The sequence below is a fragment of the Aquamicrobium terrae genome, from assembly GCF_040545735.1.
Classification (GTDB): Bacteria; Pseudomonadota; Alphaproteobacteria; order Rhizobiales; family Rhizobiaceae; genus Mesorhizobium; species Mesorhizobium terrae_A.
Map to the genome: position 1 here is coordinate 188,921 of NZ_JBEPML010000002.1, position 16,169 is coordinate 205,089.

General features: G+C 64.4%; 14 protein-coding genes. 3 read left to right on the top strand and 11 right to left on the bottom strand.

The window, feature by feature from the left end:
• Window positions 1–177 precede the first annotated feature (177 nt).
• The 10 genes from alaS to ABID37_RS03545 form a co-directional block, all read right to left on the bottom strand.
• Window positions 178–2,844, bottom strand: coding sequence for an alanine--tRNA ligase (gene alaS, locus ABID37_RS03500; RefSeq protein ID WP_354192676.1), 2,667 nt, complete (start codon window positions 2,842–2,844; stop codon window positions 178–180).
• Window positions 2,845–3,105: 261 nt separating this feature from the next.
• Window positions 3,106–4,182 (bottom strand): recombinase RecA, encoded by a 1,077-nt coding sequence (recA, locus tag ABID37_RS03505; RefSeq protein WP_354192678.1) that lies wholly within the window; start codon window positions 4,180–4,182, stop codon window positions 3,106–3,108.
• A 218-nt stretch (window positions 4,183–4,400) separates the two neighbouring features.
• A complete protein-coding gene (locus ABID37_RS03510) occupies window positions 4,401–4,745 on the bottom strand; it encodes a TfoX/Sxy family protein (protein ID WP_354192679.1) in 345 nt (114 codons plus the stop codon).
• A gap of 12 nt (window positions 4,746–4,757) precedes the next feature.
• A complete protein-coding gene (sufA, locus tag ABID37_RS03515; RefSeq protein ID WP_354192680.1) occupies window positions 4,758–5,144 on the bottom strand; it encodes a Fe-S cluster assembly scaffold SufA in 387 nt (128 codons plus the stop codon).
• 98 nt (window positions 5,145–5,242) lie between these two features.
• Window positions 5,243–5,632, bottom strand: a complete 390-nt coding sequence (locus ABID37_RS03520) for an SUF system Fe-S cluster assembly protein (protein WP_354192682.1) — start codon at window positions 5,630–5,632, stop codon at window positions 5,243–5,245.
• 5 nt (window positions 5,633–5,637) lie between these two features.
• Window positions 5,638–6,879, bottom strand: a complete 1,242-nt coding sequence (locus ABID37_RS03525; RefSeq protein ID WP_354192683.1) for a cysteine desulfurase — start codon at window positions 6,877–6,879, stop codon at window positions 5,638–5,640.
• A gap of 174 nt (window positions 6,880–7,053) precedes the next feature.
• Window positions 7,054–8,322, bottom strand: coding sequence for a Fe-S cluster assembly protein SufD (gene sufD / locus ABID37_RS03530; RefSeq protein WP_354192684.1), 1,269 nt, complete (start codon window positions 8,320–8,322; stop codon window positions 7,054–7,056).
• A 23-nt stretch (window positions 8,323–8,345) separates the two neighbouring features.
• Window positions 8,346–9,101 carry a Fe-S cluster assembly ATPase SufC gene (gene sufC, locus ABID37_RS03535; RefSeq protein WP_354192685.1) on the bottom strand — a complete coding sequence of 252 codons (756 nt, stop codon included), beginning with the start codon at window positions 9,099–9,101 and terminating at the stop codon, window positions 8,346–8,348.
• A gap of 132 nt (window positions 9,102–9,233) precedes the next feature.
• Window positions 9,234–10,748, bottom strand: a complete 1,515-nt coding sequence (sufB, locus tag ABID37_RS03540; protein WP_354192686.1) for a Fe-S cluster assembly protein SufB — start codon at window positions 10,746–10,748, stop codon at window positions 9,234–9,236.
• A 154-nt stretch (window positions 10,749–10,902) separates the two neighbouring features.
• Window positions 10,903–12,066, bottom strand: a complete 1,164-nt coding sequence (locus ABID37_RS03545; protein WP_354192687.1) for a cysteine desulfurase family protein — start codon at window positions 12,064–12,066, stop codon at window positions 10,903–10,905.
• A 239-nt stretch (window positions 12,067–12,305) separates the two neighbouring features.
• Between ABID37_RS03545 and ABID37_RS03550 the strand changes: the two genes are divergently transcribed.
• A complete protein-coding gene (locus tag ABID37_RS03550; protein ID WP_354192688.1) occupies window positions 12,306–12,980 on the top strand; it encodes an alpha/beta hydrolase in 675 nt (224 codons plus the stop codon).
• On the opposite strand, the gene ABID37_RS03555 is transcribed toward ABID37_RS03550, so the two are convergent.
• Window positions 12,972–14,102: an anhydro-N-acetylmuramic acid kinase gene (locus ABID37_RS03555; protein WP_354192689.1), complete on the bottom strand. Its 1,131-nt coding sequence runs from the start codon at window positions 14,100–14,102 to the stop codon at window positions 12,972–12,974. The genes ABID37_RS03550 and ABID37_RS03555 overlap by 9 nt on opposite strands.
• Window positions 14,103–14,203: 101 nt before the next feature.
• Here ABID37_RS03555 and tyrS point away from each other — a divergent pair, with 101 nt between their 5' ends.
• Window positions 14,204–15,457 carry a tyrosine--tRNA ligase gene (gene tyrS, locus ABID37_RS03560; RefSeq protein ID WP_354192690.1) on the top strand — a complete coding sequence of 418 codons (1,254 nt, stop codon included), beginning with the start codon at window positions 14,204–14,206 and terminating at the stop codon, window positions 15,455–15,457.
• 251 nt (window positions 15,458–15,708) lie between these two features.
• The gene (locus ABID37_RS03565; RefSeq protein ID WP_354192691.1) at window positions 15,709–16,149 is read left to right on the top strand and encodes a glyoxalase superfamily protein; all 441 of its coding nucleotides are present in this window, start codon (window positions 15,709–15,711) and stop codon (window positions 16,147–16,149) included.
• Window positions 16,150–16,169 lie beyond the last annotated feature (20 nt).

The following is a 16,169-nucleotide window of genomic DNA, read 5'->3' on the forward strand; positions in this document are numbered from 1 at the left end:
GCAAGCAGGGTAAGGGTGAGGGCCGCTTTCGGGACTATGACAGACGTAAAGACAACGACTTCAGGCGCAAGCGGCGAACCTGAAAGATCGCGACCCGCGTAGGCCGGATGCGCCAATCTGTTCTGCCTTGCGGTGCGGCAGTTGCAAAACCGCACCGCCCGGCGAAACGCCCCGCGATCAGGCCGAGGCGAGGGCCTGCGACACAGCCTGCAATGCCGCTTCGGCCTTGGCACCGTCCGGGCCGCCGGCCTGCGCCATGTCGGGACGGCCGCCGCCACCCTGCCCGCCGAGCGCGGCAGAAGCCTTGCGCACCAGATCGACGGCAGAGAACCGGGCCGTGAGGTCGTCGGTGACCGCGACCACGACGCTGGCCTTGCTGTCCTCGCCGACCCCGACGAAGGTGACCACGCCGGAACCCACGGACTTCTTGCCGTCATCGGCCAGCGACTTGAGATCGCGCGGCGACACGCCCTCGACCACCTTGCCGAGGAACTTCGTTCCGTCGATCTCCTTGATCTCCGAACCCGCACCGGCGGCGCTGCCGCCACCGAGCGCCAGCTTGCGGCGCGCCTCGGCAAGCTCGCGCTCCAGCTTGCGGCGCTCCTCGACCAGCGCCTCGACGCGGGCCGGCACCTCGGCGGGCGAGACCTTGAGCACCGACGCGGCCGACTTCAGCCGCCGCTCCTGCTCGTCCAGATACTGGCGCGCGGCTTCCCCGGTCAGCGCCTCGATACGGCGCACGCCGGCGGCAACCGGGCTGTCCGACACGATGCGCACCAGGCCGATATCGCCGGTGGCGTTGACATGGGTGCCGCCGCACAGTTCGATCGAATAGGGCCGGTTGGCCTTTTCGCCATGCAGTGCCGTCCCCATCGAAACGACGCGCACCTCGTCGCCATATTTCTCGCCGAACAGCGCCATGGCGCCCTCGGCGCGGGCGTCGTCGACCGACATCAGCCGGGTCGTCACCGGCCCGTTCTGGACGACGATCTCATTGGCCATGCGCTCGACCTCTTCCAACTCCTCGGGCGAGATCCCCTTGTTGTGGGAAAAGTCGAAGCGCAGCCGGTCCGGCGCCACCAGCGAGCCCTTCTGGGCGACATGGGTGCCCAGCACCTCGCGCAGCGCCTCATGGATGAGGTGCGTGGCGGAATGGTTGGAGCGCAGCTTGCTGCGGCGCACATGATCGACCTTCAGCTCGACCGCCGCACCGGTCTTCACCGTGCCCTTCACGACCTTGCCGACATGCACGAAAAGGCCCTCGCCCTTCTTCAGGGTGTCCTCGACCTCGATGGAGAAACCTTCGCCGGAAATGGTGCCTGTGTCCCCCATCTGGCCGCCGGATTCGCCGTAGAAAGGCGTCTGGTTGACGACCACGGCCACCTGCTGCCCTGCCGCCGCCGCTTCGACTTCTTTGCCCTCCTGCACCAGCGCCTGGACGATGCCTTCGGCCTGCTCGGTGTCGTAGCCGAGGAATTCGGTGGCGCCGGCCTTCTCGCGGACGCCGAACCATACCGCCTCGGTCGCCGCCTCGCCGGACCCGGACCAATTGGCGCGGGCCTCGGCCTTCTGGCGCTCCATCGCCGCGTTGAAGCCGTCGAGATCGACGGCGATGTTGCGCTGGCGCAGCGCGTCCTGCGTCAGGTCGAGCGGGAAGCCATAGGTGTCATAGAGCTTGAACGCCGTCTCGCCATCCAGCCTGCCGCCGCTGCCGAGGCTTTCGGTCGCGTCGTTGAGCAGGGTAAGGCCGCGCGCCAGCGTCTTGCGGAAACGGGTTTCCTCAAGCTTGAGCGTCTCGGCGATCAGCTTTTCGCCCCGCACCAGTTCGGGATAGGCCTGCCCCATCTCGCGCACCAGCGCCGGAACGAGCCGCCACATCAACGGCTCCTTCGCGCCCAGAAGCTGCGCATGACGCATGGCGCGGCGCATGATGCGGCGCAGCACATAGCCACGGCCCTCGTTGGAGGGCAGCACGCCATCGGCGATCAGGAAGGACGAGGCGCGCAGGTGGTCGGCAATGACGCGATGGCTGGCGCGGTTCGCACCCGTGGCCGGCACGCCCGTCGCCTCCTCGGAAGCACGGATCAGCGCCTTGAACAGGTCGATATCGTAATTGTCGTGCACGCCCTGCAGCACGGCGGCGATGCGCTCCAGGCCCATGCCGGTGTCGATGGACGGACGCGGCAGATCGATGCGCTCCTCCTTCGTCACCTGCTCATACTGCATGAAGACGAGGTTCCAGATCTCGATGAAGCGGTCGCCGTCCTCGTCCGGGCTGCCGGGAGGGCCGCCGGGGATGTGATCGCCATGGTCGTAGAAGATTTCGGAGCACGGGCCGCAGGGCCCGGTATCGCCCATCGCCCAGAAATTGTCGCTGGTCGGGATGCGGATGATCTTCTCGTCCGGCAGGCCGGCGATCTTCTTCCAGAAATCCGCGGCCGCGTCATCGGTGTGGTAGACGGTGACCAGAAGACGGTCCCTGGCCAGTCCGAATTCGCGGGTGATCAGGTTCCAGGCAAGCTCGATGGCGCGCTCCTTGAAGTAGTCGCCAAAGGAGAAATTGCCCAGCATCTCGAAGAAGGTGTGGTGGCGGGCGGTGTAGCCGACATTGTCGAGGTCGTTGTGCTTGCCGCCGGCGCGCACGCATTTCTGGGAGGTGGCGGCGCGGTTGTAGGGGCGCGTCTCCAGCCCGGTAAAGACATTCTTGAACTGCACCATGCCGGCATTGGTGAACATCAGCGTCGGATCGTTGCGCGGCACCAGCGGGCTGGAGGCAACGACCTCGTGGCCCTCCTTGCGGAAGTAGTCGAGGAATGCCGACCGGATCTCGTTCACGCCACTCATGAAAGATGCCTTTGTTCAGAAAACGCCGGCGACGCCAGCGTGGAAAACACCGCCTTTTAGCGGTCGGCCAGCACCCTGTCCAGAATGAGGGACGCGCCCGATGCCTGGACGGCGGCATTGACGCCGGATCGACCCAAGACAGCACGACCGTGCCCTCAAACCGGCCCGAAAAGCAGGATCGCCGGCCCACAAGGAGCCAGCGATCCATCTTTAGCACGACTGCCTGCCGGAAGGACCGGCTTTCCCGTCAACTTCCGAAGGTCAGCCTTCGCCGGCTTCCGCCTCGAAGCCGCCATTCTCGAGGAACTTCTCCGCGATCAGGCCGGCATTCTGGCGAAGCGCCATCTCGATCTCCCGCGCCGTATCGGGATTGTCGCGCAGGAACTGCTTGGCGTTCTCGCGACCCTGGCCGAGGCGCTGGGAGTTGTAGGAGAACCACGCCCCGGACTTCTCGACCACGCCGGCCTTGACGCCGAGGTCGATCAGTTCGCCGGTCTTCGACACGCCCTCGCCATACATAATGTCGAACTCGATCACCTTGAAGGGCGGGGCAAGCTTGTTCTTGACCACCTTGACGCGGGTCTGGTTGCCGACCACCTCGTCGCGGTCCTTGACCGAGCCGATGCGACGGATGTCGAGGCGCACCGAGGCGTAGAACTTGAGCGCATTGCCGCCGGTCGTGGTTTCGGGCGAGCCGAACATGACGCCGATCTTCATGCGGATCTGGTTGATGAAGATGACCATGGTGTTGGAGCGCGAGATCGAGGCCGTCAGCTTGCGCAGCGCCTGGCTCATCAGGCGGGCCTGGAGGCCGGGCAGGGAATCGCCCATCTCCCCCTCGATTTCGGCGCGCGGCGTGAGCGCGGCGACCGAGTCCACCACCAGCACGTCGATCGCGCCGGACCGCACCAGCGTGTCGCAGATCTCCAGCGCCTGCTCGCCGGTGTCGGGCTGCGAGATCAGCAGATTCTCCAGATCGACCCCGAGCTTGCGGGCATAGACCGGATCAAGCGCGTGCTCGGCATCGACAAAGGCGCAGATGCCGCCCTTCTTCTGGGCTTCCGCCACCGTGTGAAGCGCCAGCGTCGTCTTGCCCGAGCTTTCGGGGCCGTAGACCTCGACGATGCGGCCGCGCGGCAGGCCGCCGACACCAAGTGCGATGTCGAGGCCGAGCGAGCCGGTCGATACCGTTTCGATCTCGACCGCCTGCTCGTTTGCGCCCAGGCGCATGATCGAGCCCTTGCCGAAGGCGCGCTCGATCTGCGACAGGGCAGCGTCCAGAGCCTTTGATTTGTCCACCGAATTGTCCTCTACAAGCCGTAATGAATTCTGAGCCATGATACAGCACCCTTTAGTCGTCAATGATAGACGGACAATTCGTTGACCGCTCACATTTTTGTACCTCTTTTGTTCCAATTTGGCAAGAGAGGTTAATATACTGATTTTATTCGCCTATATTATATGTGTTCTATTTTTGTCTCATACCCATGCCGACATGATGATGCGCGGCCGTGGAGCATGAGCGGGAGCTGCGGCGCGAATCGGCGCTGTGAGGTTCAGGGTGATGCCTCGCCGTCGCGCGCCGCGGCACGCAGACCGGCTTCATAGGCCTTGCGCGCCCACCCGGTCATCTCGTCGGGATCGTCGAGCGCGGCTTCCGGCACGGTCCAGTAGGGCATGGCCACCTCCCTGCCCTTCCCCCGGCCGCGATAGGTCCATTGCCGGGCACCGGCAGCCGCGAAATCGGGGGCGCTTGCCGCATCGGCCTTGAGCATCAACTCGCCGCGCAGCACGATGGCGACGATCACGCCGCGATGGTAGATGCCCTTGCCGCCGAACAGGCGGCGCACGCTGACCGGCCCGAGCCCCTCGAAGAGTTCTTCTATGCGCTCGTCATCCATGCAGGAAGCGTTTCAGGCCCCGGCGGCGGCACGGGCCTCGGCCAGCGCCTTGAGGTCGGCCGGCTTCAGTTCCACCGATTCGCCGCAGCCGCAGGCGGAAGACTGGTTCGGATTGCGGAACACGAAGCCGGTGCGCAGCTTGGTGACCTCGAAATCCATCTCGGTGCCGAGCAGGAACAGCGCCGCTTCGGGGGCAACGTAGACATTTGCCCCGCCATGCTCGACATGGTCGTCCGTCGGGCTCGGCTCCCTGACCAGGTCGACGGTGTATTCCATGCCCGCGCAGCCGCCCTTCTTGACGCCGACGCGGACGCCGTGTGCGCCTTCGCGCGTGGCAACGATCTCGCGAACGCGCTCCGCGGCCCTGTCTGTCACCGAAATGACGGCAAAGCGTGCCATGCTACTTTCTCCAAGCCATGCAGGTTAAAGGCCTGCCGGATGATTCCAACATTAAGATGGTGGAGTTTCGCCGCCGCCGCAAGGGCCGCGCCGGGGGCTCAATACCAACCGACGGCGATCTGCGCCTCTTCCGACATACGATCCGGCGTCCATGGCGGATCGAAGGTCATGTTGACCTCGACGCCCGAAACGCCCTCCACCGCGCTCACTGCGTTCTGCACCCAGCCCGGCATTTCGCCCGCCACCGGGCAGCCCGGCGCGGTCAGCGTCATGTCGATCTTGACGGTGCGGTCGTCCTCGATGTCGATGCGGTAGACCAGCCCCAGCTCGTAGATGTCGGCGGGGATTTCCGGGTCGTAGACGGTCTTCAGCGCCGAAATGATGTCGTCGGTCAGCCGTGCCAGCTCGTCGTCCGAAATGGAGGAGGGGCTTGCAGGGGTTTCGACCTGCCCTTGCCCACCGGTTTCAATCGCGGTCGTATCGTCCATATCCATCACCCGAAGAATTTCCGCGCCTTCTCCAGCGCCTCGGCCAGGACGTCGATTTCGGCCCTGGTGTTGTACATGCCGAACGATGCCCTGCATGTGGAGGTGACGCCGAAGCGTTTCAACAGCGGCTGGGCGCAATGCGTGCCGGCGCGCACGGCAACGCCCTGGCGGTCGATGACCATCGACACGTCATGCGCATGGATGCCCTGCAACTCGAAGGAGACGATGGCGCCCTTGCCCGGCGCCTCGCCGAAAAAGCGCAGCGAATTGATGCCCCGCAGCCGTTCATGGGCATAGGCGGTCAGTTCGGCCTCATGGGCGGCGATACGCTCGCGCCCGATGCCGTCCATGTAGTCGAGCGCCGCACCCAGCCCGATCGCCTGCACGATGGGCGGCGTGCCCGCTTCGAAGCGGTGCGGGGGAGCGTTGTAGGTGACCATATCCTCGGTCACCTCCTCGATCATCTCGCCGCCGCCCATGAAGGGGCGCATCGCCTCCAGCCGCTCCTTCTTGCCGTAGAGGACGCCGATGCCGGAAGGGCCATAGACCTTGTGGCCGGTGAAGACGAAGAAGTCGCAATCGAGCTCCTGCACGTCGATGGGCATATGGACCGCGCTCTGGCTGCCGTCCACCAGAACCGGAATGCCGCGCGCATGCGCAATGCGGCAGATTTCCCTGATCGGCGTGACCGTGCCGAGCGCATTGGACATGTGGGTGATGGCGACCAGCTTCGTGCGGTCGGTCAGGCTTTTCTCGAAATCTTCCAGATGCAGCGCGCCGAGATCGTCGACCGGCACCCACACCAGCCTGGCGCCCTGCCGCTCGCGGATGAAGTGCCAGGGCACGATGTTGGAGTGATGCTCGAGGATCGACAGCACGATCTCGTCGCCCTCGCCTATGTTCGGCATGCCGAAGCCATAGGCCACGGTGTTGATGGCGGCGGTCGAGTTCGAGGTGAAGACGATGTTGTCGGTGGACGGCGCGTTGAGGAAGCGGCGAACGCTCTCGCGCGCCTTCTCATAGGCATCGGTCGCCGCGTTGGAAAGGAAATGCAGGCCACGATGCACATTGGCGTATTCGTGGGAATAGGCGTGCTGGATGACGTCCAGCACCGCCTGCGGCTTCTGTGCCGATGCCCCGTTGTCCAGATAGACCAGCGGCTTGCCATGCACCTGCCGGGCAAGGATCGGGAAGTCGCGGCGGATCGCCTCGACGTCATAGGGCTTGTCGGCGACTGTCTGGTCCATGGTCAAAGTCTCGCACTCAATCGCGAAGGCCTCCCCCTCGTCATCGCGAGGGGGAAATCCAGCATGTACGGTTCCTGGAGCAGCGGAAGTTCTGACGAACGCGAGCCGCTGCTCCAGCTTGGTTTTCCAGCCGCATTATGCACGCCAGACGATTCCGTCTGGCTGCAAAATGCTCTAGCCGTGCGTGGCGAACCAGTGGTCGAGCCGGGTTTCGAGCGCCTCGACGATCTGATCGTCCTCCAGTTCCTCGATGACCTCGGCCACGAACGCCTTCACCAGCAGGCCGCGCGCCGACTTCTCGTCGATGCCGCGCGACATCAGGTAGAAGAGATGGTCGCCGTGGATCTCGGTCACCGTGGCGCCATGGCCGCAGGCCACGTCGTCGGCGAAGATCTCCAGTTCCGGCTTGGTCGAGAACTCGCCGTCGTCGGACAGCAGCAGCGTGTTGCAGGCCATGCGGGCATCGGTCTTCTGCGCATATTGATGCACATTGATGCGGCCCTGGAACACGCCATGCGCCTTGCCGGTCACCACATTGCGCACGACTTCCACCGAGCCGGTATGCGGCACGGCATGGTCGAGCACCATGGTCACGTCGGTGTGGCTGTCGCCGGCGAGCAGGTTGACGCCGCGCAACTGGAAATCCGAGCCTTCGCCCGCCACCTTGACCAGCACTTCCTGGCGCACCAGCTTGCCGCCCGCGTTCATGACGAACAGGGTGAGCTTGGCGTCCTTGCCGATGACGGCCTTGAACTGGGCCAGATACTGCGCGGTCTCGGGCTGCTCCTGTACGATCAGCCACGTGACCTCGGCGCCGTCGCCGACATCGAGCTGGCTGACCGAGGTGGCAAGCCCGGCACCCTCGCCCGACTGGCGCTCCACGATCACCGCACGGGAACCCGCGCCGACATTGACCGCCAGGCGCACATGGCTCTGGCCGCCGGCCTGCAGATTCTGCAGCTCGATGGCCTTTTCCAGCTCGGTGCCCTCGGCGATGTCGAGCGAAATGCCGTCGGCCACGAAGGCGGCATTGATCGCGCCGATGGCGTCGTCCCTGCCGTAGGTTTCCAGCGAGGCGGCGAAGGAGCCGTCAGCCAGTTGCTCGGCAAGCGGCGTGAAGGACACGCCCTCGGCCAGCGCGGGCGCGCCCGCGACCTTGCCGTCGACCAGCGTGACCAGCCCGGAACCTTTCAGGATCGGCTCAAGCGCCTTCAGGGCCGTTTGCGCCTCGAAAGCCGGGACCGAGCTCAGCAGGCGGCGCAGGTCGGTGTAGTGCCAGGTCTCGACGCGGCGGGTCGGAAGCCCGGCCTTGATCGCCTCGATGGCGTTGTCGCGCCGCACCATAACCTCGCCGTCGCCCGGCAGAAGGCCGAGCCGTTCGCCGAACGCCTCGATCAGGGCCGTCTCGGCCGGCGTGCGCTGTGGGGTTGCATGTACGTTCATTGCATTCACCTCACCTTCGCGCCTCAGGCGGCTTCGCCGATTATGCCGGCATAACCGTTGGCTTCGAGATCGAGCGCCAGCGACTTGTCGCCGGATTTCACCACCTGGCCCTTGTAGAGCACATGCACGCTGTCGGGCACGATGTGCTCCAGCAGGCGCTGGTAGTGGGTGATGACGACGAAGGCGCGGTCGGGCGAACGCAGCGAATTCACCCCATCGGCCACAATCTTCAGCGCATCGATGTCGAGGCCGGAATCGGTCTCGTCGAGCACGCACAGCTTCGGCTGCAACAGCTTCATCTGCAGGATTTCGGCGCGCTTCTTCTCGCCGCCGGAGAAGCCGACGTTGAGCGGGCGCTTCAGCATGCTCATGTCCATGTTGAGCGTGCCGGCAGCCTCCTTCACGCGGGCCAGGAATTCCGGAATCTTCAGCGGCTCCTCGCCGCGCGCCTTGCGCTGCGCGTTCATTGCCACCTTCAGGAATTCCATGGTGGCGACGCCCGGTATCTCCATCGGATACTGGAAGGCGAGGAAGATGCCGGAGGCGGCGCGCTCGGCCGGGTCCATCTCGAGGATGGATTCGCCGTTGTAGAGGATGTCGCCCTCGGTCACCTCATAGTCCTCGCGCCCGGCGAGGATGTAGGACAGCGTCGACTTGCCGGAGCCGTTCGGGCCCATGATGGCGGCGACCTCGCCGGCCTTCACCGTCAGGTTCAGCCCGCGGATGATCTCGGTGCCATCCTCGGCGATGCGGGCATGCAGGTTCTTGATCTCAAGCATTTGTTCTTCCTGAATTTCTTCCAAAGCCCGTTGCGGTCTCCGAAACCGCCTTGCGTGCTTTCAGTCCTTGTTCTTTCGCATGTCGTTGTCCCGAAACCGGTCTCCACTTTCGGGCGACATGCTTTTCGACGGTCAGCCGACCGAACCTTCAAGCGAGATGCCGATGAGCTTCTGCGCCTCGACGGCGAACTCCATCGGCAGTTCCTGGATGACGTCCTTGACGAAGCCGTTGACGATGAGCGCGATGGCTTCCTCTTCGGGAATGCCGCGCTGCATGACGTAGAACTTCTGGTCCTCGGAAATCTTCGAGGTCGTGGCTTCGTGCTCGAACTGGGCGGTCGCGTTCTTGGCTTCCATGTAGGGCACGGTGTGTGCGCCGCACTGGTCGCCGATCAGCAGCGAGTCGCAGTTGGTGAAGTTGCGCGCATTGGTGGCCTTACGGTGGGCCGAGACCTGGCCGCGATAGGTGTTCTGCGAGAAGCCGGCGGCGATGCCCTTGGAGATGATGCGGCTCCTGGTGTTCTTGCCGAGGTGGATCATCTTGGTGCCGCTGTCGATCTGCTGATAGCCGTTGGAAACGGCGATCGAGTAGAACTCGCCCTGGCTGTCGTCGCCGCGCAGGATGCAGGACGGATATTTCCAGGTGATGGCCGAGCCCGTCTCCACCTGCGTCCACGAGATCTTGGATCGCGCGCCGCGGCAATCGCCGCGCTTGGTGACGAAGTTGTAGATGCCACCCTTGCCTTCGACGTCGCCCGGATACCAGTTCTGGACGGTCGAATACTTTATCTCGGCATCGTCGAGTGCGATCAGTTCGACCACCGCCGCGTGAAGCTGGTTCTCATCGCGCTGAGGTGCGGTGCAGCCCTCGAGATAGGACACATAGGCGCCCTCCTCGGCGATGATCAGCGTGCGCTCGAACTGGCCGGTGTTCTTCTCGTTGATGCGGAAATAGGTCGACAGCTCCATCGGGCAGCGCACACCCTTGGGCACGTAGACGAACGACCCGTCGGTGAAGACGGCCGAGTTCAGCGTCGCATAGAAATTGTCGCTCACCGGCACGACGGAAGCGAGATATTTGCGCACCAGTTCCGGATGCTCGCGGATCGCTTCCGAGATCGAGCAGAAGATGACGCCGGCCTTGGCCAGCTCTTCCTTGAAGGTGGTGACGACGGAGACGGAATCGAACACCGCATCGACCGCGACGCGGCCCGAGGCATAGACATTGTCGCTCGCCTCGTCATTGTCGGCGACGGGCTTCTGCACGCCGGCGAGGATTTCCTGCTCCCGCAGCGGAATGCCGAGCTTCTCGTATGTGCGCAGCAGTTCCGGGTCCACCTCGTCGAGCGACTTCGGGCCCGCCTGATTCTTCGGCGCGGCGTAGTAGTGGATATCCTGGAAGTCGATCTTCGGATAGGAAACGCGGGCCCAGCTGGGCTCCTCCATGGTCAGCCAGCGGCGAAACGCCTCCAGCCGCCATTCGAGCATCCACTCCGGCTCCTGCTTCTTCTCCGAGATCAGACGGATGATGTCCTCGTTAAGGCCCTTGGGTGCCTTATCGGTCTCAATTTCCGTCTCGAATCCATATTTATACTGATCGACGTCGATCTCGCGGACTTGATCGATCGTCTCCTGCACTGCAGGCATAGGCGTTCTCCATCCTTATCGGGGGCAAGGCCCGACAGTTTTCAAACTATGGCATCGCCCAAGCGGGCGACGTACGTCCCATATAGTGCGTTCCGGCCGCGATTACACCCAGCCATCATGCACCGTTTGACCGGGCCAAGGCCCGCGGCCGCCCTCAGGCAGCCCTGCTTCCACCGGAACGGCGGGACGCGATGCCCGCCAGCGCCGAACGGAACAGTTCAAGGTCGTGCGTGTCCGTCGCCTGCCCGATGGACACACGCAGCGCACCCTGGATTTCATCGAAGCCCATCGCCGTAAGCACATGGCTCGCACCAACCTTGCCCGACGAGCAGGCGGAGCCGGCCGACAGCGCCACGCCGGCGAGGTCGAAGGCGATCTGGGCCGTCTCGGCCTTAAGGCCGGGAATGGCAAAGAAACTGGTATTCGCCAGACGCGGCGCGGCGCGTCCGAAGATGAGGGCATCGGGAACCAGTTCCAGCACCACGGCCTCGAACCGGTCGCGCAGGGCTCGCACGCCGGCGATGGAAGCGAGACCTTCGAGTGCCGCGGCTGCGGCCGCCCCAAGCCCAGCGATGCCGGCAAGGTTCTCGGTGCCGCCGCGATGGCCCTTCTCCTGCCCGCCCCCGGTGACCAGCGGCCTCGGCATCATCAGGTCGGCGGCCGCGACGATCGCGCCGACGCCCTTGGGGCCACCCATCTTGTGTGCGGAGAGAATCAGATAATCCGCGCAAGGCTTTGACATATCGAGCGGAATGCGTCCGGCCGCCTGCACGGCATCCAGCACCAGGACGCCGCCCGCGGCCTTCACCACGGACGCGATCTCCTCCAGCGGCTGGACCACGCCGGTTTCATTGTTGGCGGCGTGAACGGCCACAAGCGCCAGACCGGCGCCCTTGTCATGAGCGGCAAGCGCAACCGCCAGTTCGTCCAGATCCAGCAGGCCGTCACGGTCGACGCCGATGCGGACGACCTGATCGGCTGGGAAACGCCCTCCGCCCAGCAGGCAGGGGTGATCGGCCGTTGAGACATAAAGTCGCCCCATGCGCAGGGGGGCCTTGCCCATCTGCCAGTCCGGCACGAGCAGCGTCGTCGCGGCTTCGGTGGCGCCGGAGGTGAAGACAACATGCTGCGGCTGGGCATTGACCAGCGCTGCCACCTGCCGGCGCGCATCCTCGATGACCCGGCGGGCCGCGCGCCCTTCGCCATGCACGGACGAGGGATTGGCCGCAACGTCCAGCGCTGCGACCACGGCCTCGCGCGCGGCGGCGAGCAGCGGCGCGCTGGCATTGTAGTCGAGATAGGCGCGGACAGCGGCCATTTCCCTGTCAAATTCTCCCTGCATGAAGCCACGCCACAAGCTGCGGCGTTATTTCCTTGAAATGTTAAGGCCAGCCGTCCTATCTACGCATCTGCGGCGTGGGTGGGCCAACCACTCAGTTTTGAACAATTCTAATCTAGCTTCTAAGAAGGCGTTTGGCCCACGTCAAGGTCAAATCTTGTGGGAAGCGTTCAAGAATTGTTCGGCCAGCGCCGGTCAGTTTGCAGTCGGAGTTTTTGATGCCTGAGGTCATTTTCACGGGTCCGGCCGGTCGGCTGGAAGGTCGCTACCAGCCTTCCAAGGAGAAGAACGCGCCGATCGCGATCGTCCTGCACCCGCATCCGCAGTTCGGCGGGACGATGAACAACAAGATCGTCTACGACCTCTTCTATATGTTCCAGAAGCGTGGCTTCACCACGCTGCGCTTCAATTTCCGCGGCATCGGCCGCAGCCAGGGCGCCTTCGACCACGGCACCGGCGAGCTTTCCGACGCCGCCGCCGCGCTCGACTGGGTGCAGTCGCTGCATCCAGATTCCAAGAGCTGCTGGGTTGCCGGCTATTCGTTCGGCGCATGGATCGGCATGCAATTGCTGATGCGGCGGCCGGAGATCGAGGGCTTCATGTCGATCGCGCCCCAACCCAACACCTACGATTTCTCGTTCCTGGCACCGTGTCCCTCCTCCGGCCTCATCATCCATGGCGATGCCGACAAGGTGGCTCCGGCCAAGGACGTGCAAGGGCTGGTGGACAAGCTGCACACGCAAAAGGGCATCACCATCACCCAGAAGACGCTGCCCGGCGCCAACCACTTCTTCTCGAACGAGTCCGAGCTTCTGATCGAGGAATGCGCCGACTATCTCGACCGCAGGCTTGCCGGCGAACTGGCCGATCCGCGCCCCAAGCGGCTAAGGTAACGGCTTCGCCAGAACCCCGCCGCTCACCGGCTTTTCGCATCCTGTCGTGGTCGGAAAGGTGAGCGGCAGCTTTTTCAGCGAACGAACCGCCAGATAGGCCCAGGCTTCCGCCTCGGTCGCGTCGCCGTCGAGCCCGGCCTCCTCGGCGGGTATCGCTTCCGCGCCCGCCGCTGCGGCGCCCGCCTTGAGGTCGTGCATGATGTGCGGGTTCTTGCGTCCGCCTCCGCACACGATCCACAGCGTCGGCTTGTGCGGCAGATGCTCCACCGATTTCAGGATAGCGGCGGCGGAAACGGCGGCCAGCGTGCGCGCGCCATCGGCAAGCTCCAGTTCATCGGCCTCGGCCAGCGTGAAATTGCCACGGTCGAGCGATTTCGGTCCCCGCCTGTCGAAGAACGGCTTTTCCAGATAGCGGGCGACAACTTCCGCCGCCACGCCGCCCTCGCTGGCGATGGCGCCATCGGCATCGAACGGAATACCCGCCTCGCGCGCCACCCACTGGTCGATCAAGGCATTGCCGGGCCCGGTGTCGAACGCCACCGGATCGCCCTCCTGCGGCACGAAGGTGATGTTGGAAATGCCGCCTATGTTGACGAACACCACCGGAAACCGCCCGGCATGGACCTGCCGCAGCGAACGCGCCAGCGCCGCGTGATAGGCCGGCACCAGCGGGGCGCCCTGCCCGCCATGGCGCATGTCCTCGGCGCGCATGTCGAACACCACCGGCAGGCCGGTGAGGTCGGCAAGCCGCTGCCCGTCGCCAAGCTGCACGGTGAGCGCCTGCTGTGGCCGGTGCAGCACCGTCTGGCCGTGGAAGCCGACGAGTTCCGGCTTGCCCCACGACTTCGCCTCGCCGTCGAGGAAAATCTTCACCGCCTCGGCATGACGGCGGGTGATTTCCTGTTCGAGCGCGGCGAGATCGCCGGGGCGCTCGCCGCGCTGCGCAATCTCTTTCGCCGTTTCCAGTCCCTGCTCGATCCGCCGCCTGAAATCGGCCTCGTAGGGTACGAACAGGCCCGGCCCCCGCTCGACGATATCGACGCCATCGGTGCGCAGCATGGCAAGGTCGATGCCGTCCATCGACGTGCCGCTCATCAGACCGATTGCACAGATTGTCGCCATTTGGCTCGCCGTCCTTGTGATTCCTCGCCCGCAGATGCTAAACGCGCGCGGTCACACTTGCCACGCCGGCACAGCCTGCCGGTGCTTTCGGGAAAAGAAAAATGACCGCCTTCAAATCCGACTTCCTGCGCATCATGAGCGAGCGCGGTTTCATCCACCAGATTTCGGACGAAACCGGCCTCGACCAGCTCTTCGCCACGGAAACGGTGACGGCGTATATCGGCTTCGACCCGACGGCGCCCAGCCTGCACGCGGGCGGCCTGATCCAGATCATGATGCTCTACTGGATGCAGCAGACCGGCCATCGGCCCATCGCCCTGATGGGCGGCGGCACCGGCATGGTCGGCGATCCCTCGTTCAAGGACGAGGCGCGCAAGCTGATGACGCCGGAGACCATCCAGGCCAACATGGACGGCATCAAAAAGGTGTTTTCCAACTACCTGACCTTCGGGGACGGCCCGCGCGATGCGGTGATGGTCAACAATGCCGACTGGCTGCTGCCGCTGAACTATCTCGAATTCCTGCGCGATGTCGGCCGGCACTTCTCGGTCAACCGCATGCTGTCGTTCGATTCGGTGAAGCTGAGGCTCGACCGCGACCAGTCGCTGTCGTTCCTCGAATTCAACTACATGATCCTTCAGGCCTACGACTATGTCGAGCTGAACAAGCGCTACGGCGTGCGCCTGCAAATGGGCGGCTCGGACCAGTGGGGCAACATCGTCAACGGCATCGACCTCGGCCACCGCATGGGCACGCCGCAGCTCTACGCGCTGACCACGCCGCTGCTCACCACCGCCTCGGGTGCCAAGATGGGCAAGTCGCTGGGCGGCGCCATCTGGCTCAACCCGGACATGCTCAGCCCCTATGATTTCTGGCAGTACTGGCGCAACACCGAGGACGCCGACGTGGAGCGCTTCCTGAAGCTCTACACCACGCTGCCGCTGGACGAGGTGGCGAAGCTGGCGGCACTCGGCGGTGCCGAGATCAACGAGGCGAAGAAGGTGCTGGCCACGGAAATCACTTCGCTGCTGCATGGCCGCGAGGCGGCCGAGCAGGCGGCCGAGACGGCACGCAAGACCTTCGAGGAAGGCGCGCTGGCCGAAACCCTGCCGACAGTCGAGGTGGCACGGGATGCGCTTGAAGGCGGCATCGGCATCCTGTCGCTGCTGGTGAACGCCGGCCTTGCCTCCTCCAACGGCGAGGCCCGCCGGCATGTGCAGGGCGGCGCCGTACGCCTCAACGACCAGCCGGTGTCGGACGACAGGCGCATGGTGACGGTTGAGGATCTGAATCCGGAAAACGTCGCAAAGCTTTCTCTCGGCAAGAAAAAGCATATTCTGGTTCGTCCGGCCTGACCGGACGAAGGCATTTCCTTGTTCCAGGTGGGTGTGGCGAGCCGCACCCACCCGGCCGGCTCGCTCTTGACTTGTCACCACAGAGAGCCCATCTGGTGGATCGGTTGCTGGCGCCTGCCGCCCGCGGATCGCATGATCCATGGTGAAGTCCAGCCTTATCGATGATGCTTCGGTTGTTTTCTCCCAAGGCGCATCATGGCAATGCGGGCTCCCATGCAGGAAGTCGCCTCCATTTTTTGGAGAGACCCGACATGTCTTTATTCCTCGATACACCCTCTTCACAGTCGCTGAAGGCAGAGGCAAAAAACCTTCGAGAGCATCGTGTCCGCGCCGGTCAGCCGATGACCCACAGCGCAGCTCTGGAAGAAGTAGCCCGCTCCCACGGCTACCGGGACTGGAACACCGCCCGCGCAACCTTGCCGGATCGTACCGCCGTGCCTTTCCAAATCGGCATGCGCGTGCGTGGCTTCTATCTCGAACAGCCTTTTTCCGGCTTGCTGATCGGCGCGCAGCTTGTCTCCGGCATGCAGCACCTAACGGTCACCGTGCAGTTCGATGAGCCGGTCAACGTTACGCCCAACCTCATGTTCGCCGCCCACCGGAAGCGTGTCACCGCCACAGTCGATGCACGCGGGATTTCCCCGGCTCTGCGCGGCAACGGCCGGCCGCAGATGCGGCTCATGAAGGAATAGAAACTCCCTGCCCCTCCTTG